Source organism: Streptomyces sp. NPDC098781, assembly GCF_044759995.1.
Classification (GTDB): Bacteria; Actinomycetota; Actinomycetes; order Streptomycetales; family Streptomycetaceae; genus Streptomyces.
The window spans coordinates 457,123-482,292 of record NZ_JBIWAK010000006.1 but is presented as its reverse complement, the minus strand read 5'-3'; the positions used below and the strand labels follow the sequence as shown (position 1 = coordinate 482,292).

Sequence of the window (25,170 nt, the reverse complement as noted above, 5' to 3'; positions counted from 1 at the left end):
CGTGCGACCGCCTACTCTTGCCCCATGGGTGCCGTGAAGACCAAGCGGATGCCGCGTGCGGTCCGTGAGCAGCAGATGCTGGACGCCGCCGTGCGGACCTTCGGGCAGCGCGGGTACATGGCCGCGTCGATGGACGAGATCGCCGAACTCGCGGGCGTGTCCAAGCCGTTGGTCTATCTGTACCTGAATTCCAAGGAAGACCTCTTCACCGCGTGCATACGCCGGGAGGCCGCCGCCCTCACCGCGGCGGTCCGGGCGGGCGTGCGGCGCGAGCTGCCCGCCGACCGCCAACTCTGGGAAGGGCTCGGGGCGTTCTTCGCGCACACCTCGCGCAACCCGGACGGCTGGTCCGTCCTGCACCTCCAGGCCCGCACCCATGGCGAGCCGTTCGCCTCCGAGGTCGCGGCGATGCGCGCGGAGATCGTCGCCTTCGTGACCGACCTGATCCTCGCCGCGGCCAGGGAGGCGCATCGCGATCCCGACCTGCCCGAGAGCGAGGTCGCGGGGCTCGCCGAGGCCCTCGTGGGAGCCGCCGAGTCGCTCGCCGCCTGGGCCAACGCCACGCCGGGCGTCACGGCGCGACAGGCGGCGGGGACCTTGATGAACTTCGCCTGGGCCGGGCTGGGCAATCTGATGGCCGGCAACCCCTGGACGCAGCCGGACCCCGCTCACGAGGTGAGCGGATAGACCTCCCCGGCCAGATGCAGCCGGTCCTGCCCGCCCCGCAGCTCGAACCGGCCGCCCTCCGCCGCGTACGTCACCGTCCCCGGCAGCAGCACCGGAGCCCGGAACTGCGCCTCCACCCGCACCCGTTCGGACACCCCGTGCGCGGCGACGCAGCGGGCCACCGTCCACATGCCGTGCGCGATGGCGCGCGGAAAGCCGAACAGGCGGGCGGTGAGGGGGTGCAGGTGGATGGGGTTGCGGTCACCGGAGGCGGCGCCGTACCGCCGGCCGACATCGTCGGCGAGGCGCCACTCGGCGACCTCGGGCAGCGGCTCGCGCGCCTCCTTCGGGGCCTCGGGAGCCTGGTGGCGGGTGCGGTGCCGGGCCAGATACGTGCTCCTCGACTCCCATACGACCTCGCCACCGGCCCGCATCTCGGTGATCACGGCGGCCTCCGTGCCGCGCCGGTGCGGCGCCAGCCCGTCGACGCGCACGGCGAGTTCGTACTCCCCGGTGGCCGCGAGCGCCCGGTGCTGGGTGATCGTGATCGACGTGTGGACGAGACCGAGCAGGGGCAGCGGGAAGTCCCGGCCGCTCATCAGCCGCATCGCCAGCGGGAACCCGAGCACGTGGGGGTACGTCACCGGCAGGGCGTCCGCGCCGGTGGGGAACCCGCACACCCGCTCGTAGCCGGCCAGCCGGGCGAGGTCGACGCGAAGGCGGGGCAGGACAAGTGGTGTGCGTGGGAACTCCGCGTCCGCACTGGGTCGTTTGAAGGGTGACAGGAGGGCGCCCCGCGCGAGCAGGGGCGGCAGGGAGGGAGGGCTCGTGAGGACGAGAGACATCAGGCCCCCAGCAGGCTCTGGCCGCATACGCGTACGACCTGGCCGTTGACGGCCCCCGAGCCGGGGTCCGCCAGCCAGGCCGTCGTCTCGGCGACGTCGACGGGCACTCCGCCCTGCGCGAGCGAGTTCATCCGGCGACCCGCCTCCCGGATGAACAGCGGGATCGCGGCGGTCATCCTCGTCTCGATGAAGCCCGGCGCGACCGCGTTGACCGTCACCCCGTGCTCGGCCAGCGCGCGCGGTGCGAGCGAGCGAACCAGCCCGACGATCCCGGCCTTGCTCGCGCCGTAGTTGGTCTGCCCGGCGTTCCCCGCCAGGCCGGCGATGGACGCCGTCGCCACGACCCGGCCGCCCCGCCGCAGGGTCCCGGCCGTCAGCAGTGCGTCCGTCGTGCGCAGCACGCTCGCGAGGTTGACGTCGAGCACCGAACTCCAGCGCTCGGCGGGCATGTTGACCAGCCGTCGGTCGCGGGTGATCCCGGCGTTGTGCACGAGGACGTCCAGTCCGTCCGGCAGTGCCTCGGCGATGCGCGCGCCCGCGTCGGCGGCGGTGATGTCGAGCGCGAGGGCGGTGCCGCCGAGCCGGTCGGCGACCCGGCGCGCGTCCTGCTCGGCCTGCGGCACATCGAGTACGACGACCCGGGCGCCGTCCCTGGCCAGCGTCTCGGCGACCGCCTCACCGATGCCGCGCGCGCCGCCGGTGACCAGGGCGGTTCGGCCGGTCAGCGGGCGGTCGGGGTCGGCGGGCGGCCCGGTGTCCGTGGCGGGCGCCGGGCCCACCTCGAGGACCTGTCCGCTGAGGTAGGCCGACTTGGGGGAGAGGAGGAAGCGCAGGGTCGACCTGGCTGCGGCCGGGTCCGTCAGGCGCAGCAGATTCACCGTGCGGCCACGCCCGATCTCCTTGCCGAGCGAGCGGGTGAAGCCCTCCAGTGCCTGCTGGGCGGCGGCCTGGTGATGGTCGGCGGGGTCGAGGGGCGCGCCGAGGACGACGACCCTGCCGCTGTCCGCGACCGACCGCACCACCGGGTGGAGAGCGGCGTGCACCTCGGTGAGCGTCTCGACGTCCCGGACCCCGGTGGCGTCGAGGACGACGGCCGTCGGCCGCTCGGCGGAGGGCGTCAGGTCCAGGCCGGTGGCGGCGAGGTCGAGGTCGGACTTGCCGGCGGTGAGGAGCAGACGGTCGCCGGGCAGCGTGGGGCGCTCGGGTGACCAGCGTTTGAGCGCGGTGGGCTGGGGCAACCCGAGCCGCCGGGTGAGGAAGCGGCCGGGGCCCGTGCCGGTGAAGCTCAGATAGCGGTCGGCCATGTCCCACTCCCAGTGCGCGCCGATGCTGACTCGGGAGTAAGGTTACCCGAGGTAATCCCATGGTGGACATGAGGAGTGGGTGGAGATGAGCTCCCTTTTGGCGCCGGAGGTCCGGCGGGTCGCGGTCATCGGCGGCACCCGCATCCCGTTCGCCCGCTCGGACGGCCCGTACGCCACCGCCTCCAACCAGGACATGCTCACGGCCGTGGTCGACGGCCTCGTCGAGCGGTACGGCCTGGGAGGTCCCGGCGCGGTCGGTGAACTCGTCGCCGGGGCGGTCCTCAAGCACAGCCGTGACTTCAACCTGGCCCGCGAGACCGTCCTGGGCTCGAAACTGGACGCGCGCACACCTGCGTACGACATCCAGCAGGCCTGCGGCACCGGCCTCCAGGCTGTCATCGCCGCCGCGAACAAGATCGCGCTCGGCCAGACCGAGTCGGCGATCGCGGGCGGCGCGGACACGGCGAGCGACGCACCCCTCGGCGTCAACGACGAGCTGCGGCGCGTCCTGCTGGAGGCGCGGCGCGCGAAGTCGCTCGGCGGGCGGGTCAAGGCCCTGACGCGGGTACGGCCCTCCCATCTCGTCCCCGACATCCCGCGCAACGCCGAGCCGCGCACCGGGCTCTCCATGGGCGAGCACGCCGCGGTCACCGCCCGCGCCTGGAACATCTCCCGCGAGGCTCAGGACGAGTGGGCGGCGACCAGTCACCAGCGGCTGGCGGCGGCGTACGAACGCGGTTTCTTCCAGGACCTGGTCGTGCCCTTCCGGGGTCTGGACCGGGACCAGAACCTGCGTCCCGGCTCCACGCCGGAGAAACTGGCCGCGCTGAAGCCGGTGTTCGGCCTCGACCGGCCCGGGGCGACGATGACGGCGGGCAACTCCACGCCGCTGACCGACGGGGCGGCGGTCGTGCTGCTGGCGAGCGAGGAGTGGGCGGCGCGGCGGGGGCTTGAGCCGCTGGCCTACCTGACCGCCTACGAGACGGCGGCCGTGGACTTCGTGCACGGCGACGTGGCGGACGGCGAGGACGGGCTGCTGATGGCACCGGCGCACGCCGTCCCGCGGATGCTCGAACGGGCCGGACTCACCTTCTCCGACTTCGAGTTCGTCGAGGTCCACGAGGCCTTCGCGTCCCAGGTGCTGGCCACGCTGGCGGCGTGGGAGAAGCGGGGGCTGGAGCCGGTGGACCGGGCCCGGCTGAACGTCATGGGCTCGTCCCTGGCGACGGGCCACCCCTTCGCCGCGACCGGCGCCCGGATCGTGGCGACGCTCGCCAAGTCGCTGGCGCAGCGGGGCGGTTCGGGACGCGGGCTGATCTCGGTCTGCGCGGCCGGCGGACAGGGCGTGACGGCGGTCCTGGAGCGAAGGTAAGGATCGGGTGAGACGAAGCTGAGTGCCCCTCACATAACCCCCGAGGTTGCACATACCCGGCTCCGGACCACCGCCGAACCCGCACAACCCCCACACGCAGGACCCGTACGATCGCGTGCCTAACCAGCGGTAACCCCTTTCCGCAGGCCTCCGCAGGTGAACGCCACGGTGCGCGAGGTACGTACGTCATGCAGCAAGCAGTTTCGTCGCTGCAAGCCCGCCGCAGGAGCCGCCCGTGTCCACTTCGCTTCCCTCCTTCGCCCCCTCGGCGGCCTACGACGACGCTCCCGGACCGCGCCTGGTACTGCCCGAGACACGGCGCCTGGACGGGGTCGTACGGGAGGCGTACGTACCGCCGTTCGCGCCCCCGGTGACGCATGGCTCGCTCGCGGACCTGCCCTTCGACAACGCGGCCGCGGCGCCCGACGCGGTGGTCCTCAGCCGCCGGGGCGCGGACGGCCGGTGGTCGGACGTGACGGCGGCCCGGTTCGCCGAGCAGGTGCAGGACGTGGCGAAGGGGCTGATCGCCGAGGGGCTGATGCCCGGCGACCGGATCGCCGTGATGGCACGCACGGTCTACGAGTGGACCGTCCTCGACTTCGCGGCGTGGGCGGCCGGACTGGTCACGGTCCCCGTCTACCCGACCTCCTCCGTCTTCCAGACCCGCTGGATCCTCCAGGACTCCGGCGCGGTGGCACTGGTCACCGAGACCGCGGCCCAGGCCGCCGCCCTCGGCCCCGAACTGGACCGGGTGCCCGACCTGCGCCACATGTGGGTGATCGACAAGGGTCATGTCGAGCGGCTGGGTGAGCTGGGTGCCCAGCAGCCGGAGGGCGAGGTCGGCGTACGGCGGGGCATGCTGGTGCCGGACACCCTGGCGACGCTCATCTACACCTCCGGCACCACGGGCCGCCCCAAAGGCTGCGCGATGACGCACGGAAACTTCTTCGCCGAGGTGGACAACGCGGTCGAGCTCCTCTACCCGATCTTCAAGGCCCGGACCAACGAAGAAGCCTCGGTGCTGCTCTTCCTGCCCATGTCGCACGTCTTCGGCCGGATGGTGGCGGTGGCCTGCGTCCGGGCCCGGGTGCGCCTGGGCCACGCGCCGAGCCTGAAGGCGGAGGACCTGCTGCCCGACCTGGCCGCCTTCCGCCCGACCTGTCTGCTGACCATCCCGTACATGCTGGAGAAGATCTTCAACTCCGCGCGCGCCAAGGCCGAGACGGGCGGACGCGCCTCGTCGTTCGACCGCGCCGCCTCGGTCGCCGAGCGCTACGGCGAGGCACTGGAGGCCCGCGCGGCCGGCACCGGCTCCGGCCCCAACGCCGCCCTGAAGACGGCCCGCGCCTTCTACGACCCGCTGGTCTACCGCCGTCTCCGCAACGCGATGGGCGGCCGGGTGCGGTACGCGATCTGCGGCGGCTCACCGCTCGGCCGGCGTCTCGCCTCCTTCTACGCCGGCGCCGGCATCGAGATCTACGAGGGCTACGGCCTGACCGAGACGACCGGCGCGGCCACCGTCACGCCGCCGCTGAAGCCCCGCCTGGGCACGGTCGGCTGGCCGCTGCCCGGCACCCGGGTCCGGATCGCCGCCGACGGCGAGATCCTCGTCGCCGGCGAACAGGTGCTGCGCGGCTACTGGGACCCCTCCGCGGGCGGCGTGGTCCCGGCGGCGGCGGACGGCTGGCTGCCGACGGGCGACATCGGCTCCCTGGACGACGAGGGCTATCTGACCATCACCGGCCGCAAGAAGGAACTGCTGATCACGTCGGGCGGCAAGAGCGTGGCCCCGGCACCGCTGGAGAACTGGCTGCGCTCGCACCCGTTGATCTCGCAGTGCATGGTCGTCGGCGACCGCCGCCCCTATGTCTCCGCCCTGATCACCCTCGACATGGACGGCGTCACCCACTGGCGCCGGATGAACGGCAAGCACTCCGTGCCCGCGGAGCTCCTGGTGGACGACCCCGAGCTGCGGGCCATCCTTCAACGCGCGGTGGACGAGGCGAACAAGCTGGTGTCCAGACCGGAGTCGATCCGTCGCTTCGCCGTCCTGCCGACCGACTTCACGGAGCTGGCGGGCCATCTGACGCCGTCGATGAAGCTGCGCCGGGAGATGGTGATGCGGGACTTCGCGGGAGAGGTGGAGGGGCTGTACGAGCGGTGAGACGCGGGCCGATCCCGCGCCACCGCGTGGTCAACGGTTGCCTTCTCGTTACGACAACCGCTTGACGTGACATGCCGTATCCGCGTTGGCTACCGCCAACCCCGGGTAGCAACGCCGCTCCTCCGCTTGGAAGGCCCGTAGTGAACGCTCGTACCCCCCACACCCCCACCGCACGCCGCCGCACGGGCATAGCCCTCGTCTCCTGCGCATCCGCTCTCTCGCTCACCGCGTGCGGTGTCATCGACGGCATCGGGGGCGGTGACAGCTCGGCGTCGCCGGACAAGGGCGACGCCATCAGGGTGGGACTGCTGCTGCCCGACAAGGACACCGCGCGCTTCGAGAAGTTCGACCACCCCCTCATCAAGAAGGAGGTCGGCAACCTCACCAAGGACCGGGGCAAGGTCGTCTACGCCAACGCCGAGTCCAGCGCGCAGAAGCAGAGCGAGCAGTTCCAGCAGATGATCGAGGACCAGGTGGACGTCATCCTGGTGGACGCCGTGGACGCCAAGGCCACCGCGTCGGACGTCGAGAAGGCGAAGGACGCGGGCATCCCGGTCATCGCCTACGACCGTCTGGCCGAAGGGCCCATCGACGCCTACGTCTCCCACGACAACGAGCTCGTCGGCGAGGTGCAGGGCCGCTCCCTGGTCGAGGAACTCGGCTCGAAGGCCGCGAGTAGCAAGGTCGTCATGATGAACGGCGACCCGGCCGACCCGAACACGGCCCGGTTCAAGAAGGGCGCGCTGGGGGAGCTGGAGGGCGAGGTGAACATCGTCAAGAAGTACGACACGCAGAAGTGGTCGCCCGAGGTCGCCAAGGCCAACATGGAGAAGGCGATCGCCACCGTCGGCGCCGACGGCATCGCGGCCGTCTACTCGGCGAACGACGGCATGGCGGGTGCCGTCATCGACGCGTTGGCGGAGGCCGGCGTCAGCGACCTTCCGCCGGTGACGGGGCAGGACGCGAACCTGGACGCGGTGCAGCGGATCGTCGCGGGCGAGCAGTTCATGACGGTGTACAAGTCGTTCCTGCTGGAGGCGACCAACGCGGCGAAGATGGCCGTGTACAGGGCGCAGAACCGTGACATCGAGTTCGACGCGCTCACCCAGGACTCGGTCGACAGCCCGACGCTGGAGGACATCCCGGCGCAGCTGGTGTCGGTGGTCGCCCTCACCCAGAAGAACATCGAGGACACGGTGATCCAGGACGGCGTCTACACCGTCGACCAGATCTGCACCCCCGAGTACGCGACGGACTGCGCGAAGATCGGCCTGAACTAGCGGGGGCGCTCAGCTCCGCGGGGCCCTTCGGTGACTCTCCACGAGATCCGCGAACGCCCGCGCGGGCGGGCTGAGCGCGTCCCACCGGCGGACGGCCCAGCCGACGGGCAGGGGACGCAGGGCGGGCAGCGGGATCAGCCGCAGATCGCCCTCGCCCGGGATGTCCAGCCCCGGCAGCGCGGGCACCACCGCCCGCCCGACTCCCAGCTCGGCCAGCAGCAGCGCCGTGTCCCAGTCGGCGACGCTGGTGTCCTGCGCGAACCGGACGCCCAACTCGACGCAGGCGGCGTCCAGATGAGCGGCGGAGGCGGAGTTCGGCGGCAGCCGGATCAGCCGTACGCCGTCCATGTCGGCGCCCACGTCGACGTACGGCCGCCGCGCCAGCGGATCATCGGCGCGGACCGCCAGCACCCACGGCAGCTCCACCACCGGCCGCTGCTCGATGCCGCGCACCGGCGGGCCGAGGGTGATCCAGGCCAGGTCGAGCGTGCCGTCGGCCAGCGCATCGAAGCTGCCCCGGCCCGAACTCACCGTACGGAACTCCAGGCTGACCCCGGGATGGCGCCGGCGGTAGGCGACGACCGCTTCCGACATGAAGTGCCGTACGGTCGTCGCACCGGTCGCCACCCGCACGTACCCGCTGTCGCCGGCCACGAGATCCCGCAGCCGGCGCACCGCCAGATCCAGCCCGGATATCCCCTCGGCGGCGGCCGCCTCCAGCACCCGCCCCGCCTGCGTCGGCACGACTCCCCGGGGCTGCCGCTCCAGCAGCGCGACCCCCGTCTCCCGCTCCAGCCGCTTCACATGCTGGCTGACCGCCGACTGCGTACAGCCGAGCTCCCGGGCCACCGAACTGAGGCTCCCGGCTCGGCACACGGCCACGAACACACGCAGGTCGTCGAGGGTCATGACATCCAAGCTAACCCTTGGGGATCGCGACAAATCCCAAGGATTGACTGGGCTTTGCCCGATGCACGACGATCCTGAACGGGCCCAGGGCGGCAACCCGCTCCTCGCCCCCGCCGGAGTCCGGACCATGGCGGGGGAGGGGGCGGGTGCCGACCCGGACAACCGGACGCGCCCGAAAGGACGGCCTGTGCCGACACCCACAGCTCGTGCCGAATCCCTGCTGGAGCGGCTCGGCGCCGCGGACGTCCCGCATCCCGGCGGCACCCTCCTTGCTCATCTGCGCCGCGTTCGGACCCGCCTCGCCACCTGGAACGCCCGCCCGGCCGTCCAGCTCGCCGGCCTCTGCCACGCGTGCTACGGCACCGACGGCTTCCCGACCGCCCTGCTGTCCCTCGACGACCGCGCCCGGCTGACGGACGTGATCGGCGCGGAGGCGGAGTCGATCGTGTACTTCTACGCCGCCTGTGACCGCGCGGTCGTCCATCCGACCCTCGTGGACCAAGACGCGTTCTTCCGTGATCGCTTCACCGGTCGCTCGCACACACCCGACATGGCCCTGCGCCGCGACCTCGCCGAGCTCACCGCCGCGAACGAACTCGACCTCGCCGACCACGATCCCGCCTTCCGCGAGCGGTACGGCGCCGATCTGCTCACCCTGTTCCGCCGCTTCCGGCCGTTGTTGAGCGGGTCGGCCTGGAACGACTGTCTGGGCCTTGACTTCACAGGGCGATCGAGCCACATTCACCTTTCTGACACATCGTCAGGACAGTTGGGCGGTGCAGGCGGGAGCGGCGACCATGACGACCAGGACCACTGACGCGCGGCCCTCGCGAAGACGCGTCCTCGCCGCGGGCGCCGTGGGTACGGCCGCGGCTCTCGGCGCCGTGGGAACGGCCCAGGCGCCGGCCCGAGCCGCCGACCTGCCCCTCCTCGGCACCTACGACGTGGTGGTCATCGGCTCCGGAGCCGCCGGTATGACGGCCGCCCTGACCGCCGCCGGGCAGGGCCTGAGCTGTGTGGTGCTGGAGAAGGCGGCCACTTTCGGAGGGTCCGCCGCGCGGTCCGGTGCAGGGATCTGGATCCCGAACAACTCCGTGATCCTCGCGGCCGGGGTCCCGGACACACCCGCCAAGGCCGCCACCTATCTCGCCGCCGTCGTAGGCCCCGACGTCCCGGCGGAGCGGCAGCGGGCCTTCCTCGCGCACGGCCCCGCGATGCTCTCCTCCGTCATGGCGCACAGCCCTCTGCGGTTCCGCTGGATGGAGGGGTACAGCGACTACTACCCCGAGCTGCCCGGCGGCCTCCCCAACGGCCGTTCCATCGAGCCCGACCAGCTCGACGGCAACCTCCTGGGCGCCGAACTGGCGCGGCTGAACCCGCCGTACATGGACGTGCCCGCCGGCATGGTCGTCTTCAGCGCCGACTACAAGTGGCTGGCCCTGGCCGCGGTGAACGCCAAGGGCGCCGCCGTCGCCGCGCAGTGCCTCGCGCGCGGTACGGCGGCGGCCCTGCGCGGGGAGAAGCCGCTGACCATGGGGCAGTCGCTGGCGGCCGGGCTGCGGCTGGGGCTGCGGTCGGCGGGGGTGCCCGTGTGGCTCTGCACACCGCTGACCGACCTGTACGTCGAGGGCGGTGCCGTCGGCGGAGCGGTCGTCACCCGGGACGGCGGCCCCGGCCTGGTCCGCGCCCGCCGGGGCGTGATCGTCGGCTCGGGCGGCTTCGAGCACAACGCGGCGATGCGCGCGCAGTATCAGCGTCAGCCCATCGGCACGGACTGGACGGTCGGCGCGAAGGAGAACACCGGCGACGGCATCCGGGCGGGGCAGCGCCTCGGAGCCGCGCTCGGCCTGATGGACGACGCCTGGTGGGGCCCGGCGATCCCGCTCCCCGGCCAGCCGTACTTCTGCCTGGCCGAACGCACCCTGCCCGGCGGCCTGTTGATCAACTCGGCCGGCGCTCGCTTCGTGAACGAGGCCGCGCCCTACAGCGACGTCGTGCACACGATGTACGACGTGCACGACACCAGCCCCGCCATCCCGTCCTGGCTGATCGTCGACCAGCACTACCGCAACCGCTACCTCTTCAAGGACGTCCTGCCGGCACTGCCGTTCCCCGCCGACTGGTACAACTCGGGCGCCGCGCACAAGGCCTGGACCCTGGACGGGCTCGCCGCCTCGATCGGCGTGCCCGGCGCGGCCCTGCGCAGCACGGTGGACCGCTTCAACGCACAGGCCCTGAAGGGGAAGGACACCGACTTCCACCGGGGGGACAGCGCCTACGACCACTACTACACGGACCCGTACGTGCTGCCGAACTCCTGTCTGGCCCCGCTCTGGCTGCCCCCTTACCACGCCTTCCGGATCGTCCCGGGCGACCTCGGCACCAAGGGCGGACTGGTCACGGACGCCCGCGCCCGGGTGCTGCGGGAGGACGGCTCGGTGATCCGGGGGCTGTACGCCGCCGGGAACGCGAGCTCGGCCGTCATGGGGCACAGCTACGCGGGCGCGGGTTCGACGATCGGTCCGGCGATGACGTTCGGGTACATCGCGGCGAAGGATCTGGCGGGGGCGCTCTAGCGCGGCTTCCTGACGATCAGGAAGGCGTGCGCGGACGTCTCGTCGAGTGCCGGGTCCGGTTCACGGACCGTACGGGAGACGAGTGTGAAACCGGCGGCCGACAGCAGCTCGACGACGTCCTCGGGGCGGCGGCGCTGGAAGGTGAGCGCGACCGGGTGGCCGAACGGCCGGTCGTGGTGCCGGTGTTCGTCGCCGGCCTGGAAGGCGACGAGCAGGGGCGCGCCCGGGGCCAGCACACGGTGGAACTCGGCGAACAGGTCCGGGAGCCGGTCCACCGGAGTGTGGATGGACGAGTAGAAGGACAGCGCTCCGTCCAGCGTGCCGTCGGCGACGTCCAGCTCCAGCATCGAGCCCCGCTCGAAACGCAGCCCCGGGTTCTCGCGCCGGGCGATCGCGAGCATCGATTCCGACAGATCGACCCCGAACACGGGCAGCCCCAGCGCGGCGAGCCGGCCGGTCGTGCGGCCCGGACCGCAGCCCAGGTCGGCCACCGGGCCGTCCCCGTCGACGAGTTCGGCGAACACCGCCAGGATCGCCCGCTCCAGGGGCCGCTGCGCGAGTTCGTCCTGGAAGAGGGTCGCGTAGTCCTCGGCGATGGCGTCGTAGAAGGTGCGCGTGGTGGTGAGGAAGTCGGCTTCGGTCATGGCCGCGAACCCTAGCGAAGCCGGTCGCTACTCGCCCGGGTCCTTCCGCTCGCCGGTGCGCACCCGGCGGGCGCCGATGGCAGCCCCGACGGCGAGGCCCAGACACATCCCCAGCCCGAGTCCGAGCCCCAGGTTGTCGAACAGGGTCATCCCGAACACGAGGCCGATGGCCGTGCCGAGGCAGAGCCCGACGGAGAGGCCCACCGCCGACTCCTGGCCTGCGGACGTCCCGCCGCCGTCGGCCCGGTCGCTCTCTTCACCGTTCGTCACCCGGCGATGTTCCCACGAGGACCGCTCACCCGAGCCCCACCGCCCGCAGCAGCGCGGCGGCCCCGGCAGCCCCCAGCACCACCACGGGGAACGGCGCCCGCCGCCACGCCAGTACGCCCGCGACCAGCACCCCGGCCGTCCGCGCCCAGCCCGCGAAGCCGCCGCCTTCCGTCAGTCCGCCCGTCGCCAGCAGTGCGACGAGCAGCACCACCGCGGCGGCCGCCAGCAGCTCCCGCATCCGCGCGGGCAGCTCGACCCGCCCGTGCAGCGCCGGGCCGACCAGCCGGAAGGCATACGTCCCCACCGCCAGCGCCATGACCATGGCGACCGTGGCATTCACGCCGTCACCTCCTTACGGCCGTACAGGACCAGCCCGGCCAACGCCAGCAGCACCGGCACCCCGGCCGGGACGGCCGGTGTCACCGCGAGGGCGAGCGCGGCGCCGAGCAAGGCGCACCGCCGTACCCGGGCGTCCGTGCGCAGGGCCGGCAGCACCAGTGCCACCAGGACGGCCGGGAAGGCGGCGTCGAGTCCGTAGGTCGCCGTGTCGCCGAGCGCGGTCCCGGCCAGGGCGCCGGCGAGGACGCCGACGTTCCAGGCGGCGAACAGGCCGAGCCCGTTCACCCAGAACGCGGCCCGGCGTCGCAGGGGGTCGCGCTGGGCGAGCGTGAAGGCCACGGTCTCGTCGGTGACGAGGTGGGCGCCGAGGAAACGGGCGAACCGGCCCCGGCCGCCGAAGACGTCCGCCACGGCGAGGCTGAAGGCCGCCGTTCTGGTGTTCAGGAGCAGCCCGGTCGCCGCGGCGGCGAACGGCCCGCCCCCGGCCAGCAGTACACCGACCGCGCTGAACTGCGCCGAGCCCGCGTACACGATCAGCGACATCACCACCGGCACCCAGACCGGCAGCCCGCCGGCCACGGCGATCGCGCCGAAGGAGACGCCGACGACGCCGCCGGCCAGCCAGACGAGTGCGCTGTCGCGGACCAGAGGTGCCATCATCGGTGTTCGGAGAAGCGAACGCATGTTTTCCAGAATGAACACCCGGGCGTCTGTTCGTCAAGGCGAACGAACGTACCTGTAGAGCGAACGACGGGAAGTGAAGCGCATGAGCGAGCCCCTCACCTGGATCGCCGCCTCCCTGCGCCGCGAGCGCACCCGGGCCGGACTGTCCCTGTCCGAGCTGGCGAAACGGGCGGGGATCGCGAAGTCCACGCTCTCCCAGCTGGAGACGGGGGGCGGGAACCCCAGTGTGGAGACGCTGTGGGCGCTGGGCGTCGCGCTCGGAGTGCCGTTCAGCGCGCTGGTCGAGCCGCCGGCCCCGGCCGTTCAGGTGATCCGGGCGGGCGAGGGCCCCACGGTGGCCTCCGAGCGGGCGGACTACGTGGCCACGCTGCTCTCCGCCAGCCCGCCCGGCGCCCGCCGGGACATCTACCACCTGCGCGCGGAGCCGGGCGCGGCCCGCGAGTCGGAGCCGCACATTCCGGGGACCGTGGAGCACCTGATCGTCGGTGCGGGCCGGGTGAAGGCGGGGCCCCGGGGCGAGGAGGTCGAGCTGGGTCCCGGCGACTACATGTCGTATCGAGGGGATGTGCCGCACTCGTACGAGGCGCTGGCCACCGGGACGACCTTCGTCCTGGTGATGCAGCACGTCTAGGACGCCCGCAAGGGCAAAAGGCAGGAGCCCCGTTGCCTTGCGGCGCGGGGCTCCTTGGGTACTGCTATCTGTTCCGGATCAAAGCACCAGGCTCCGAGACCGAATGATCAGACGGGGGTGACGTTCTCCGCCTGCGGGCCCTTCGGACCCTGGGTCACGTCGAAGGAGACCTGCTGGTTCTCCTCCAGCGAACGGAAGCCGCTCGCGTTGATCGCGGAGTAGTGAACGAAGACGTCGGGGCCGCCGCCTTCCTGGGCGATGAAGCCAAAGCCCTTTTCGGCGTTGAACCACTTCACGGTTCCGGTAGCCATAAGCCCTCCTTGGGCCCAAAGGGTTGCCCTGCTCCAGAACCCTGCAAGTGTGAAAACAAGTGCCGCACAACTGCATACGTCTGAAAACGACGAGAGCCCGCGGTTACATGCTCCGCAGGCTCTGTACTGCAAGGGAAACCAAACTGCAACTTGCGGCGAGCCTAGCACGCGGGCAGCCGAAAGCAATAGAGGTCAAGATCACGTCACCCGGACGTTTGAATCGCCGTGTCGGGATTGACGGTGAGGCGGTGACCTGGGTGTCACCGGAGAGTCGCCCCCCTGAAGGCTGCACGCTACCTCATGGGGTCTAGCCTCGCGATGTGGACAATTCTCGCACCCGGCCGCGCGTAGGCCACATCCAGTTCCTGAACTGCCTGCCCCTGTACTGGGGCCTTGCGAGGACGGGCACCCTGCTCGACTTCGAGCTCACCAAGGACACACCGGAGAAGCTCAGCGAGCGGCTGGTGCGGGGCGACCTCGACATCGGCCCGATCACCCTCGTCGAGTTCCTGCGCAACGCCGACGACCTGGTCGCCTTCCCCGACATCGCGGTCGGCTGCGACGGCCCGGTGATGTCCTGCGTGATCGTCTCGCAGGTCCCGCTGGACCGCCTCGACGGCGCCCGGGTCGCCCTCGGCTCCACCTCGCGCACCTCCGTGCGCCTCGCCCAGCTGCTGCTCGCCGAGCGCTACGGCGTCCAGCCGGACTACTACACCTGCCCGCCCGACCTCAGCCTGATGATGCAGGAGGCGGAGGCGGCCGTACTGATCGGCGACGCGGCCCTGCGCGCGAACCTGCTGGACGGCCCGCGCTTCGGCCTCGAGGTGCACGACCTCGGCTCGCTCTGGAAGGAGTGGACCGGGCTGCCCTTCGTCTTCGCGGTCTGGGCGGCGCGCCGGGACTATCTGGAGCGCGAGCCGGCCATCACCCGCCAGGTCCACGAGGCCTTCCTCGACTCCCGCAACCTCTCCCTGGAGGAGGTCGGCAAGGTCGCCGAGCAGGCGGCCCGCTGGGAGGCGTTCGACGAAGAGGTGCTGGCGCGGTATTTCACGACCCTCGACTTCCGTTTCGGCGGTCCGCAGCTGGCCGCGGTGGCGGAGTTCGCGCGGCGGGTGGGGCCGACGACAGGATTTCCGGCGGATGTGAAGGTGGAACTGCTCCAGCGGTGAGCGGATTCGCCGCGGCCGGAATGGGTGGGGTGCTTCCGGACTAGTCTGCTGGGGCAGTTCCACTGCTGCATACGAGTGCCCATGGGGCCGTACGGGGGAGGGGTGGACGCCGATGCAGCCGCTCGGAGTCGACGAGCCCACGGTCGTCGGGCCGTACCGGCTGCTCGGCCGGCTTGGCTCCGGCGGCATGGGGCGGGTGTACCTGGGGCGCAGCGCCGGCGGCCGTACGGTCGCCGTCAAGATCGTGCATCCGCACTTCGCCCTCGACGAGGAGTTCCGCGCCCGCTTCCGCCGCGAGGTGGCGGCGGCGCGCCGGGTGGGCGGCGCGTGGACGGCGCCCGTGCTCGACGCCGATCCGGAGGCGGCGGTGCCGTGGGTGGCCACGGCGTACGCGGCGGGACCCTCGCTGGCGTCCGCGGTGGCGGACGCCGGTGCGCTGCCCGCGCATTCGGTACGGGCGCTGGGCGCGGGGCTCGCCGAGGCGCTGGCGGCGGTCCACGAACTGGGCCTGGTGCACCGGGACGTGAAGCCGTCGAACGTGCTGCTGACCCTGGACGGCCCCCTGCTCATCGACTTCGGCATCGCACGGGCCATGGACGGCACCGCCTCCCTGACGTCGACCGGCGTCTCGATCGGCTCCCCCGGATACATGTCGCCCGAGCAGATCATCGGCAAGGGGGCCACGGGCGCGGCGGACGTCTTCTCGCTGGGCGCGGTGCTGGCGTACGCGGCGACCGGGGAGCCGCCCTTCTCCGGGGACTCGTCGGCGGCGCTGCTCTACAAGGTCGTTCACGAGGAGCCCGAACTCGACGCGCTGGACGACGAGTTGCGGGACCTGGTGGCTGCTTGTCTGGCGAAGGACCCCGGCGTGCGGCCCACCCCGGGCGAGGTGGCCCGGCGGCTTGCTCCGGACGGGGCGGCCCGGCTGGTCGCGGGCGGCTGGCTGCCGGGGGCGCTGGTCGAGCAGGTCAGTCGTGGGGCGGTGCGGCTGCTGAACCTGGAGGCCGGGGACCACGTCGACGTCCGCTCGGGTCCGGTGGCCTTCAGCCGGCCCGCGACGGTCGGGGAGTTCGGGCCGCCGCCGCCGCACGGAACTCCCGCCCCCGTACCCGAACCGCGTGACGCCGTCCCGCACGACACGGCCCCCACGTCCGACCACGGCCCGGGCAAGCTCTCCGTCTCCGTCGCGGCCACCTCGACGCCGGGCGAGGGCGGCCGCGGACGGCGGATGAGCTGCACGGTGGCGCTGGCCGTCGCGGGGGCGCTGGCGGCGGTGACCGTGGGGTCGGTGTTCCTGTTCGACCTGCTGCCGGGCGGGGAGCGGGACAGCAACGCGGGTTCCGACGCGGCGCCGTCCCAGACACCTGGCCAGGGCGCCACCACTGCGGCCGGGTCCGTCCCCGCCCGGTACCTCGGCACCTGGGAAGGAAAGGCCAGTGCCCTGAACGGCACCCTGCCGGCCGGCACCTTCCGACTCACCCTGCACAAGGCCGAGGTGGGCGACGAGGTGGGCACCCTCCGCCAGACCGACCTGCTCGGCGGCGTCTGCAACGACGTACTGACCCTGAAGAAGGCGACGGCCAAGGAGCTCGTCGTGACGTCGGTGGGCCGCAAGACCAACCACGGCGGCTGCAACCCGACGCCGCACACCGTGCGGATCACGCCGGCCGGGGACGACCTCGTGTACCGCTCCGAGAGCAGTGACGAGGGGAACCCCGAGGCCCGGTTGTCGAAGGTCCGGTAGGGGGCGCACGTGGGCGTGAGCACGTTCGCCGTGGTCCTTGTGGCCGGGCTGTGCGGCGCGGCGGCGGGTGCGCTGCTGCCGCGGGCCGCCTACCGGTTCTCCGTGGACCCGGAGGAGGAGTGGCGGACCCGATGTCCGGACGGCCACCGCCTCCGGGGCTGGCTCGGACGGGCCCGTTGCGCGCGGTGTGCCGAGCGGTACGGCCCCGGCGCCCCGCTCGTCGCCCTCGTCACCGCCCTCCTGTGCGCCGCCCTCGCCGCCGCCACCGACACCCGTCCCGAACTCGCCGTCTGGCTGCTGCTCACCCCGGTCGGCGTGCTGCTCGCCCTCGTCGACCTGCGGGTGCGGCGGCTGCCCGACGTGCTGACCCTGCCGCTCGCGGGCGCCGCGCTCGGGCTGCTCGGAGTCGTCGCGCTGGTGCCGGAACACGCCGGCGACTGGCCGACGGCACTGTGGGCCTCGCTCGCGCTCGGCGCCTTCTACCTCGTGCTGCACCTGATCAACCCGGGCGGCATGGGCTTCGGCGATGTGAAGCTCGCGCTCGGGGCGGGGGCGGCACTGGGCTGGTACGGCTGGTCCACGGTGATGCTCGGCACCTTCGCCGGGTTCCTGCTCGGGGCGCTGTACGGCTGGGGGCTGGTCCTGCTGCGGCGGGCGGGGCGCAAGTCGGCCCTGCCGTTCGGGCCGTTCCTGCTCGGCGGGGCGTTCGTGGGGCTCCTGATCGGGGCGTACGCGGCCTGACGTCCGCCGCGCAAAGGGCCTGGCGTAGGCTGGTTCGGTCCGCCCACGTCCGGACGGACCCGTCCACAACCCTTGACGAAAGGGACGCTCCGGTGACCGAGAAGGCCGACCTCCAGTCTGTGCTCGACCGTGCCGCCGAGGGCGGGCGCATCACCCCCGAGGAAGCGCTGGACCTGTACCGCGACGCCCCGCTGCATGCGCTGGGCGCCGCCGCCGACGCCGTACGCCGCCGCCGGTACGCGGGCACCGAGCACATCGCGACGTACATCATCGAGCGCAACATCAACTACACGAACGTCTGTGTGACGGCGTGCAAGTTCTGCGCCTTCTACGCGCCGCCCACCGCCAAGGACAAGGGCTGGACCCGCGACCTGGACGACATCCTGCGCCGCTGCGCGGAGACCGTCGAACTGGGCGGCACCCAGATCATGTTCCAGGGCGGCCACCACCCGGACTACGGCGTCGAGTACTACGAGAAGCACTTCGCCGCCATCAAGAAGGAGTTCCCGCAGCTCGTCATCCACAGCCTGGGGGCGAGCGAGGTCGAGCACATGGCGCGGATCTCGAAGGTGGGCGTGGAGGAGGCGATCCAGCGCATCCACGCCGCCGGTCTCGACTCCTTCGCGGGGGCCGGCGCGGAAATGCTCCCCGAGCGCCCCCGCAAGGCGATCGCGCCCCTCAAGGAGTCCGGCGAGCGCTGGCTGGAGATCATGGAGACGGCTCACCGGCTGGGCGTGGAGTCCACCTCCACCATGCTGATGGGCACCGGCGAGACCAACGCCGAGCGCATCGAGCACCTGCGGATGATCCGTGACGTGCAGGACCGCACGGGCGGCTTCCGCGCCTTCATCCCCTACCTGTACCAGCCGATGAACAACCATCTGAAGGGCCGCACCCAGGCCACGATCTTCGAGTACCTGCGGATGATCGCGATCTCCCGGCTCTTCATGGACAACATCGCCCACATCCAGGGCTCCTGGCTGACCACAGGCCAGGACGCCGGTCAGCTGACCCTGCACTACGGCGCGGACGACCTCGGCTCGGTCATGCTGGAGGAGAACGTCGTCTCGGCTGCGGGAGCCAAGCACCGCTCCAACCTCCAGGAAATGATCGACATGATCCGTACGGCGGGGCGGGTCCCGGCCCAGCGGTCCACGACGTACGAGCACCTCGTCGTCCACGACGACCCGGCGAACGACCCGGCCGACGCGCGCGTGATGTCCCACATCTCCTCCACGGCGATCGAGGGTGGCACGGCCCACCCCGAGCTGAAGATCCTCGCCTCCAACTGACGCGCGCGTGCTGACGATCCACGCGGACTCCAGGGGCCGGGCGCTCGCCGTCGAGGGCGCGTGGATCGCGGACGCGCGACCGCTCGAGGAACTCCTCGCCGCCCGTCCGGGCGCACGGGTGCGGCAGTGGCCGGGCATCCTCACGCCCGGACTGATCAACCTCCACGGCAACGAGCTGCTGGAGGAGGCGTACCACCCGGATCCGCGTGAGGCGCAGGAGTTGGGCACCGTGCCGCTGACCGGGGCCGACCTGGCGGCGCTCGCGATGGACGACGGCCGCTGGGGTGCGAGCGCGCGGCGGGGTGTGCAGCGCATGCTGGCGCACGGCACGGTCGCGGCGGCCTGCGAGCCGCTCGCCAACCGGGCGGTACGGGACGCGGTGCAGCGATCGGGGCTGGGGGTCGTCGGCCGGCTCGGGCGGCCCGGCGGGACGCCGGCGCTGGATCCGTACGACGCCGGGGTGCCGGTGGAGTTCGCGGCGGCCAGGGAGCAGGGCTCGGCCGCTCGGTTCGCGGTGTTCGACGTACAGGACGAGGCGGAACTGGCGGAGCGGGGCGCGGGGACGTGTGTCGCGACGGTGGTGGACGGTCGGCTGGTGTACCGACGGCGGTGAGCTGAGCGGTGAGTTGAGCGACTCTTACGGTGAGTTGAGCGACCTTCTTGGGGCGCGCTCACCCCGCGAACGCCTCCCCGAACGCCCCGTCCTCCTGATCCACCCCGCTGCAATTGGTCAGCGCGTCATCCGAGGACGAATCCTCACCACACTGCTGATCCCTGAACGTCGCCCACATCGACACCCACCCGATTCCCTTCTCCTCGGCGAACTCCCGCACTTCCGCCGCGTCGTCGAGCGAGAACGTCTCCTTGTCGACGTCGTTCACACCGAGCATCGAGGTGAGCGCCATCGCCTTCCACGCGGTCGCGTCCGACGTACCGAAAATCTCCTTCAGCTGCGTGTGCACGGCCTTCGCCGATGTGACCGCGTAATCACCCATGTCACCGGTGTACGACTCGCCGTAATTCATCGTCATGATGTTCACGGTGGAGACCTGGACGTCGTGCTCGTTGGCCGACTCCAGCAGCGCCACGCTGTCCGCGTCCAGCCCCGACGGCATCACCGGCAGCGTGAACGAGACCTCCAGATCGGCTCGTTCCTTCTGTAGCAGGGCGATCGCCTCCGCACGCAGGTCCACCGAGTCGGAGTCGGTCAGCTCGTCGCCCTCGATGTCGAAGTCGGCCTTCGAGGAACCCGCCGCGTCGAGTGCCTTCCCGTACGCCTCGGCCAGTTCGGACGCGCTGTCACAACTCGCCGCCAGCTCCTTGCCGGAGGCCCCGCCGAAGGAGACCCGGACGGAGGCGCCGTCCTGAGTGAGCTTGGCGATACGGGACTTCACCGCCGAGTCGGCGAGGGCGGTCGTGCCGTTCCACTTGGGCGTGCAGTCGCTGCCGTCCGAGATGACGAAGGCCAGGTTGTACGTCGACGGGGAGCCGGCGGAGTCGTTGGCGGAGGCCCCGGTCGAGCTGACGTAGGGGGCGTACGACGTGCTCGACGAGGCGCTCTCGGAGGGCGACGCCTCGGCCTGCGACGGAGTCGAGGAGGGCGCCGGCGGCGCCGCGTCGGCCGTGTCGTCGGAGCCCGCGGAGCACCCCGTGATGGCCAGTGCAAACATGCAGGTGAGCCCGGCCGTCGCCGTCAGGAAACTCCGCATTGCGTCCGTACCCGCTTTCGTGATTTCTGTCTCAGGCTGAGAAATGGCATACGTGCCCGGGGCGCAAATGTCTCACAGTCCGCCGGGCCCGGATCTCCAACTCCTCTCACATCGCTGTGAAGTGCGCCCTTGTTCGCAGAAACTCTCAGGAAACGTACAGGTTAAGGCGTTTCTCATGGGCGCCTCACATAAAAAGGGAGCCGGGTGCACATAAAGGCTCCCTAACATCCGGGGAATGCATTCCGAGCCTGCCATCGAAAACCGCGCCGCCGTACGCCGTGCGCGCGGTCGCCGCCGCAAACGCGGCAACGGGTCCGCAGAGGGGCCCGTGTTCGTTGACAACTCCGGACGCCGCTCGAAGCTGCTGCGGCGCCTCGGCCTGCTCCTCGGCGTCGCCTGCCTCGGCTACGCGGTGGTGCTGGGCATGGCCTTCATGGGCGTCGGCATCTCGCTGAACCCGTCCCAGCTGCTGCCCTTCGCGAACGGTCAGGGCGGCCCCGGCGGCGGGGGCCCCGGCAACGAGCCCCAGGGCGGCGTGGGCAACCCGGTCGCCCCGCCCAGCGGCACCCCCACGGCGCCGCCCTCGGGCACCCCCGTCCCGTCCGCGTCCGCCGACTCGTCCGCCAACTGACCGGAGCGCAGCGCCACTCATGACCACGACGACGCCCTCACGTCGCCGCCGCCGCGCCCCCTCCCGCATCGAGCGGGTGGCGGGCAGGGCAGCGGCCCTGCAAAAGCCCCGGGTGATCCTCGCCGGACTGCTCCTGCTCGCGCTGACCAGCGTCATGCTGCTGGACGGCTATCTCCGTGCCGAGGTCGGCGGCGACCAGCGGGTGCGCACCGGCGCCAGCGCCAGCAAGGTTCCCGACAAGGTCCTCGACGGCGGGCCCATCCTCACCTTCCGGGGCGGTCAGGCCACCACGGTGTCCGTGCCGGAGAAGACCATCGCGCTCACCTTCGACGACGGTCCGAACCCCACCTGGACGCCGCAGGTCCTGGCGATCCTGAAGAAGTACGACATCCCCGCCACCTTCTTCGTGGTCGGCTCGATGGTCTCGCGCTATCCGTCGATCGTCGGGGACATGGTCGAGCAGGGCAACGAGGTGGGCATCCACACCTTCACCCACGTCGACCTCTCCTACCAGAGCGACGCCCGGGTCAACCGCGAGATGCAGCAGACCCAGCTGGCGCTGGCGGGCGCGGCCGGCATCACGACCACGCTGTTCCGGGCGCCGTACTCCTCGGAGACGGACGCCATCGACAACTACAGCTGGCCCGTCTACAAGAAGCTCGGCGAAGAGGGCTACACCAGCGTCTTCATCGACACCGACAGCGACGACTGGAAGCGGCCGGGCGTCTCGAAGATCATCAAGTGGGCCACGCCGGAGGACGGCGAGGGCGCGTCCGTGCTGTTCCACGACGCGGGCGGCGAGCGGTCGCAGACGATCAAGGCGCTGCCGACGTACATCGAGAAGATGAAGGCGAAGGGCTACACCTTCACCACGATCAGCGGCGCGATCCAGAAGGACGAGGCGGCGAACGGCGGGCAGCAGGCCGGTGCCGCCCAGACCGGTGGCGTGCAGACGGGTGGCGTGCAGGCCGGTGGCGTGCAGGACGGCGGTGAGCAGCCGGGCGGCCAGGCGCCGCAGGGTCAGGGTGGCCCGAACGGGCAGACCGGCGCGGTGGGTGCGGGCGCGGGCACGGGGACCTCCGACCTCCAGGCCGCCCACCGCGAGGCCACCGGCGCGACCCTGTACGAGGGCAAGGCCCTGATCGGTGCCGTCGCCGTCGCCGAATGGACGGTGCCGGTGCTGTCGGTCGGCCTCCTTGTCGTCGGCGTCGCCGTCATGGGCCGCTTCGGCATGATGCTGCTCCTCGCCCGGCGCCACTACCGGCAGCGCAACAAACGCCGGTTCAGCTGGGGACCACCGGTCCATCAACCGGTGAGCGTGATCGTCCCGGCGTACAACGAGAAGGAGTGCATCGCCAACACCCTCGAATCGCTGTCGAAGAGCACCCACCCCATCGAGATCATCGTGGTGGACGACGGCTCCACGGACGGCACGTCCGAGATCGCCCGGAACGCGGCCCGCGAACTCGGCATGACCAACGTCCGTGTCATCCGCCAGGAGAACGCGGGCAAGCCCGCCGCACTGAACAACGGTGTGCGCAGCGCCAGTTACGACATCGTCGTGATGATGGACGGCGACACGGTCTTCGAGCCGGACACCGTACGGCAGCTGGTGCAGCCCTTCGCCGACCGCGAGGTCGGCGCGGTCGCCGGCAACGCCAAGGTCGGCAACCGCAACACCGTGATCGGCGCCTGGCAGCACATCGAGTACGTGATGGGCTTCAACCTCGACCGCCGGATGTACGACCTGCTGCGCTGCATGCCCACCATCCCGGGCGCGATCGGCGCCTTCCGCCGCGAGGCGGTCCTGGAGGTCGGCGGCATGAGCGAGGACACCCTCGCCGAGGACACCGACATCACCATCGCCATGCACCGCGCCGGCTGGCGGGTCGTCTACCAGGAGCACGCGCGCGCGTGGACGGAGGCGCCGGGTTCGCTCAAGCAGCTGTGGTCGCAACGTTACCGCTGGTCCTACGGCACCATGCAGGCGCTGTGGAAGCACCGCAAGTCCCTCACGGACAAGGGGCCTTCGGGCCGCTTCGGCCGGGTGGGCATGCCGCTGGTGGTGATCTTCCAGATCGTCACGCCGGTCTTCGCGCCGCTCATCGACGTCTTCACCGTGTACTCGATGATCTTCGTCGATTTCAAGGCGGCCCTGCTGGCGTGGCTGGCGGTCCTGGCGGTGCAGTTGTTCTGTGCGGCCTACGCCTTCCGCCTGGACCGCGAGAAGTACCGCTATCTGCTGATGATGCCGCTCCAGCAGCTCGCCTACCGCCAGATGATGTACCTGGTCCTCATCCACTCGTGCATCACGGCGATGACCGGCGGCCGTCTGCGCTGGCAGAAGCTGAAGCGCACCGGTGAGGTGGGCACGCCGGCCGGGGTGAGCTGATGAGCTGGGAACAGCAGCAGGGGTATCAGCGGGAGCCGTACGAGCAGCGGCCTTATGAGCAACCGGGGTATCCGCAGCCGGATCAGCAGCAGCCCTATCAGCAGCCCTATCAGCAGCCGCATCCGCAGCAGGGATATCCGGAGGGATATGGCCAGGGATACGGCCAGGGGCACGGGTACTCGGGGCATCCGCAGCCGTCGTCTCCGCCACAGCCGGATGCGCAGCAGCCTCCTGCGCAGGAGCCGTATGCGCAGCAGCCTCCTGCGCAGCAGCCGTACGCGCAGGAGTACGCCGAGTACGGTCAGGGAGCGGCGCAGGCGACCGCCCCGTTGCCGGTGGTGGTGCCGGAGCCAGAACCGGAGCCGGAGGTGCCGGGACCTCCCGCAGTCGCCGGGGCGGAGGAGGAGAAGCCTCCGCCTCGGCCCCCGGGCCGCGACCGGTACTTCGACACCCTGCGCGCGGTCGCCCTGATCCGTGTCGTCACCTACCACACCTTCGGCTGGGCCTGGGCCGGCATGGTCTTCCCCTCGATGGGGGTCATGTTCGCCCTGGCCGGCACGCTGATGGCGAAGTCCCTGGAACGCCCCGCGCTGAAGGTGGTGCGCAGCCGGATGCGCCGCCTGCTGCCGCCCTTCTGGTTCTGGGGCTTCTTCGTGGTTGTGGCGATGCTGATCCACGACTGGATGCCGGGCTGGCAGATCGTCTACTGGATCGTGCCGCTCGGCGATCCGCCCGGCAACGCGTGGGGCGAGCAGGCCTGGGAAATCCTCTGGTACCTGCGGACGTATCTCTGGTTCGTCCTGCTGTCCCCACTGCTGCTCAAGGTGTTCCGGGTGGCCCCGGTCCCGGTCCTGCTGCTGTCACTCGGCCCGATCCTGGTCGTCCACTTCGCCTGGGAACCGCCGGACAACCGCCTCGGCAGCGCCCTCACCGACCTGGCCACCTTCCTCTTCTGCTGGATCCTCGGCTTCGCGCACCGCGACGGTGTGCTCCAGCGGCTCAAGCCGTTCGCGGTCGTGGTCCTCTCGCTCGCCGCGATCGGCTACGGCGGCTGGTACGCCTTCACGCACCAGGCCGAGACCGGCTCCTACGACCTGGACGACATCCCGCTCGCCCAGGCCCTCTGGTCGGCCGGCTATGTGACGCTGCTGATGTACGCCAAGGCCCGGTTCGCGGTCGACTTCGCCTGGCTCACCCGTTTCCGCCGGCTCGACCGGCTCGTCACGATCTTCAACTCCCGTGCCGTGACGATCTATCTCTGGCACGAGATCGCGCTGATCCTCGCCGTCCCGCTGATCGACCAGTTCTGGAACGTGCCCGCGTTCGAGACGTACCTGCCGCTGGAGAGCCAGTGGTTCATGTTCGGCATCGGCTGGATCCTGATCGCCCTGTTCGTGCTGCTGTGCGGATGGGTGGAGGACGTCGCCGGGAAGAAGAGGCCGGTGCTGCTCCCGGGAGGGCGTGCCGCGAGCCCGTGAGGCCGTACTGCCACAATGG

General features: G+C 71.4%; 24 protein-coding genes. 15 read left to right on the top strand and 9 right to left on the bottom strand.

Features of this window, described 5'->3' with window-relative positions:
• The first annotated feature begins 24 nt into the window (after window positions 1–24).
• Window positions 25–687 (top strand): TetR/AcrR family transcriptional regulator, encoded by a 663-nt coding sequence (locus ACIQWG_RS26635; protein WP_404100215.1) that lies wholly within the window; start codon window positions 25–27, stop codon window positions 685–687.
• Here the strand turns inward: ACIQWG_RS26635 and ACIQWG_RS26630 are convergent.
• Together ACIQWG_RS26630 and ACIQWG_RS26625 are read right to left on the bottom strand one after the other, a co-directional pair.
• Window positions 669–1,511, bottom strand: a complete 843-nt coding sequence (locus ACIQWG_RS26630) for a MaoC family dehydratase (protein ID WP_404100213.1) — start codon at window positions 1,509–1,511, stop codon at window positions 669–671. The two genes, ACIQWG_RS26635 and ACIQWG_RS26630, sit on opposite strands and share 19 nt — an antisense overlap.
• A complete protein-coding gene (locus ACIQWG_RS26625; protein WP_404100212.1) occupies window positions 1,511–2,815 on the bottom strand; it encodes a 3-oxoacyl-ACP reductase in 1,305 nt (434 codons plus the stop codon). Before ACIQWG_RS26625 ends, ACIQWG_RS26630 begins: the two co-directional genes overlap by 1 nt.
• Before the next feature lie 85 nt (window positions 2,816–2,900).
• Here ACIQWG_RS26625 and ACIQWG_RS26620 point away from each other — a divergent pair, with 85 nt between their 5' ends.
• The 3 genes from ACIQWG_RS26620 (at window position 2,901) to ACIQWG_RS26610 (ending at window position 7,631) form a co-directional block, all read left to right on the top strand.
• Window positions 2,901–4,187: an acetyl-CoA C-acetyltransferase gene (locus tag ACIQWG_RS26620; RefSeq protein WP_404100210.1), complete on the top strand. Its 1,287-nt coding sequence runs from the start codon at window positions 2,901–2,903 to the stop codon at window positions 4,185–4,187.
• Between the two features lie 235 nt (window positions 4,188–4,422).
• Entirely contained in the window at window positions 4,423–6,351 is a 1,929-nt protein-coding gene (locus ACIQWG_RS26615) for an AMP-dependent synthetase/ligase (RefSeq protein ID WP_404100208.1), read from the top strand.
• Between the two features lie 140 nt (window positions 6,352–6,491).
• Entirely contained in the window at window positions 6,492–7,631 is a 1,140-nt protein-coding gene (locus tag ACIQWG_RS26610; RefSeq protein ID WP_404100207.1) for a sugar ABC transporter substrate-binding protein, read from the top strand.
• Between the two features lie 9 nt (window positions 7,632–7,640).
• On the opposite strand, the gene ACIQWG_RS26605 is transcribed toward ACIQWG_RS26610, so the two are convergent.
• Window positions 7,641–8,540 (bottom strand): LysR family transcriptional regulator, encoded by a 900-nt coding sequence (locus ACIQWG_RS26605; RefSeq protein WP_404100206.1) that lies wholly within the window; start codon window positions 8,538–8,540, stop codon window positions 7,641–7,643.
• A gap of 127 nt (window positions 8,541–8,667) precedes the next feature.
• Between ACIQWG_RS26605 and ACIQWG_RS26600 the strand changes: the two genes are divergently transcribed.
• A complete protein-coding gene (locus ACIQWG_RS26600; protein WP_404100380.1) occupies window positions 8,668–9,357 on the top strand; it encodes a DUF6817 domain-containing protein in 690 nt (229 codons plus the stop codon).
• On the top strand, window positions 9,338–11,116 hold the full coding sequence (kstD, locus tag ACIQWG_RS26595) for a 3-oxosteroid 1-dehydrogenase (RefSeq protein WP_404100205.1): 1,779 nt from the start codon (window positions 9,338–9,340) through the stop codon (window positions 11,114–11,116). The genes ACIQWG_RS26600 and kstD overlap by 20 nt, the downstream gene beginning before the upstream one ends.
• Here the strand turns inward: kstD and ACIQWG_RS26590 are convergent.
• From ACIQWG_RS26590 to ACIQWG_RS26575, 4 genes are read right to left on the bottom strand one after another with little or no spacing between them, the layout of a single operon-like run.
• Window positions 11,113–11,760: a class I SAM-dependent DNA methyltransferase gene (locus ACIQWG_RS26590; RefSeq protein ID WP_404100203.1), complete on the bottom strand. Its 648-nt coding sequence runs from the start codon at window positions 11,758–11,760 to the stop codon at window positions 11,113–11,115. The genes kstD and ACIQWG_RS26590 overlap by 4 nt on opposite strands.
• Before the next feature lie 27 nt (window positions 11,761–11,787).
• Complete coding sequence (locus ACIQWG_RS26585; protein ID WP_404100202.1) at window positions 11,788–12,030, bottom strand: hypothetical protein; 243 nt, start codon at window positions 12,028–12,030, stop codon at window positions 11,788–11,790.
• Between the two features lie 25 nt (window positions 12,031–12,055).
• Window positions 12,056–12,352 carry an AzlD domain-containing protein gene (locus ACIQWG_RS26580; RefSeq protein ID WP_404100378.1) on the bottom strand — a complete coding sequence of 99 codons (297 nt, stop codon included), beginning with the start codon at window positions 12,350–12,352 and terminating at the stop codon, window positions 12,056–12,058.
• 14 nt (window positions 12,353–12,366) lie between these two features.
• Complete coding sequence (locus ACIQWG_RS26575) at window positions 12,367–13,053, bottom strand: AzlC family ABC transporter permease (RefSeq protein WP_404100201.1); 687 nt, start codon at window positions 13,051–13,053, stop codon at window positions 12,367–12,369.
• Window positions 13,054–13,135: 82 nt separating this feature from the next.
• On the opposite strand from ACIQWG_RS26575, the gene ACIQWG_RS26570 reads away from it, so the two are divergent.
• Window positions 13,136–13,684, top strand: a complete 549-nt coding sequence (locus tag ACIQWG_RS26570) for a helix-turn-helix domain-containing protein (RefSeq protein WP_404100200.1) — start codon at window positions 13,136–13,138, stop codon at window positions 13,682–13,684.
• 107 nt (window positions 13,685–13,791) lie between these two features.
• Here the strand turns inward: ACIQWG_RS26570 and ACIQWG_RS26565 are convergent, their stop codons facing one another.
• Window positions 13,792–13,995, bottom strand: a complete 204-nt coding sequence (locus ACIQWG_RS26565) for a cold-shock protein (protein ID WP_003992177.1) — start codon at window positions 13,993–13,995, stop codon at window positions 13,792–13,794.
• A 320-nt stretch (window positions 13,996–14,315) separates the two neighbouring features.
• Here ACIQWG_RS26565 and ACIQWG_RS26560 point away from each other — a divergent pair, with 320 nt between their 5' ends.
• From ACIQWG_RS26560 to ACIQWG_RS26540, 5 genes are all read left to right on the top strand, one after another.
• Window positions 14,316–15,164 carry a menaquinone biosynthetic enzyme MqnA/MqnD family protein gene (locus ACIQWG_RS26560; protein ID WP_404100199.1) on the top strand — a complete coding sequence of 283 codons (849 nt, stop codon included), beginning with the start codon at window positions 14,316–14,318 and terminating at the stop codon, window positions 15,162–15,164.
• Window positions 15,165–15,276: 112 nt separating this feature from the next.
• The gene (locus tag ACIQWG_RS26555) at window positions 15,277–16,908 is read left to right on the top strand and encodes a serine/threonine-protein kinase (RefSeq protein WP_404100198.1); all 1,632 of its coding nucleotides are present in this window, start codon (window positions 15,277–15,279) and stop codon (window positions 16,906–16,908) included.
• A gap of 15 nt (window positions 16,909–16,923) precedes the next feature.
• A complete protein-coding gene (locus tag ACIQWG_RS26550; protein ID WP_404100196.1) occupies window positions 16,924–17,649 on the top strand; it encodes a prepilin peptidase in 726 nt (241 codons plus the stop codon).
• A gap of 92 nt (window positions 17,650–17,741) precedes the next feature.
• The gene (gene mqnC / locus ACIQWG_RS26545) at window positions 17,742–18,941 is read left to right on the top strand and encodes a cyclic dehypoxanthinyl futalosine synthase (RefSeq protein WP_404100194.1); all 1,200 of its coding nucleotides are present in this window, start codon (window positions 17,742–17,744) and stop codon (window positions 18,939–18,941) included.
• A gap of 7 nt (window positions 18,942–18,948) precedes the next feature.
• A complete protein-coding gene (locus ACIQWG_RS26540; protein WP_404100192.1) occupies window positions 18,949–19,554 on the top strand; it encodes a hypothetical protein in 606 nt (201 codons plus the stop codon).
• 58 nt (window positions 19,555–19,612) lie between these two features.
• Here ACIQWG_RS26540 and ACIQWG_RS26535 read toward each other — a convergent pair whose 3' ends face one another.
• A complete protein-coding gene (locus ACIQWG_RS26535; protein ID WP_404100191.1) occupies window positions 19,613–20,650 on the bottom strand; it encodes a chitinase in 1,038 nt (345 codons plus the stop codon).
• A 235-nt stretch (window positions 20,651–20,885) separates the two neighbouring features.
• Here ACIQWG_RS26535 and ACIQWG_RS26530 point away from each other — a divergent pair, with 235 nt between their 5' ends.
• Genes ACIQWG_RS26530 through ACIQWG_RS26520 form a run of 3 tightly spaced genes read left to right on the top strand, consistent with a single transcriptional unit; the run spans window position 20,886 to window position 25,151 of the window.
• Window positions 20,886–21,281 carry a hypothetical protein gene (locus tag ACIQWG_RS26530; RefSeq protein ID WP_404100189.1) on the top strand — a complete coding sequence of 132 codons (396 nt, stop codon included), beginning with the start codon at window positions 20,886–20,888 and terminating at the stop codon, window positions 21,279–21,281.
• 19 nt (window positions 21,282–21,300) lie between these two features.
• The gene (locus tag ACIQWG_RS26525) at window positions 21,301–23,673 is read left to right on the top strand and encodes a bifunctional polysaccharide deacetylase/glycosyltransferase family 2 protein (protein ID WP_404100187.1); all 2,373 of its coding nucleotides are present in this window, start codon (window positions 21,301–21,303) and stop codon (window positions 23,671–23,673) included.
• On the top strand, window positions 23,673–25,151 hold the full coding sequence (locus tag ACIQWG_RS26520) for an acyltransferase (RefSeq protein ID WP_404100186.1): 1,479 nt from the start codon (window positions 23,673–23,675) through the stop codon (window positions 25,149–25,151). The genes ACIQWG_RS26525 and ACIQWG_RS26520 overlap by 1 nt, the downstream gene beginning before the upstream one ends.
• Window positions 25,152–25,170 lie beyond the last annotated feature (19 nt).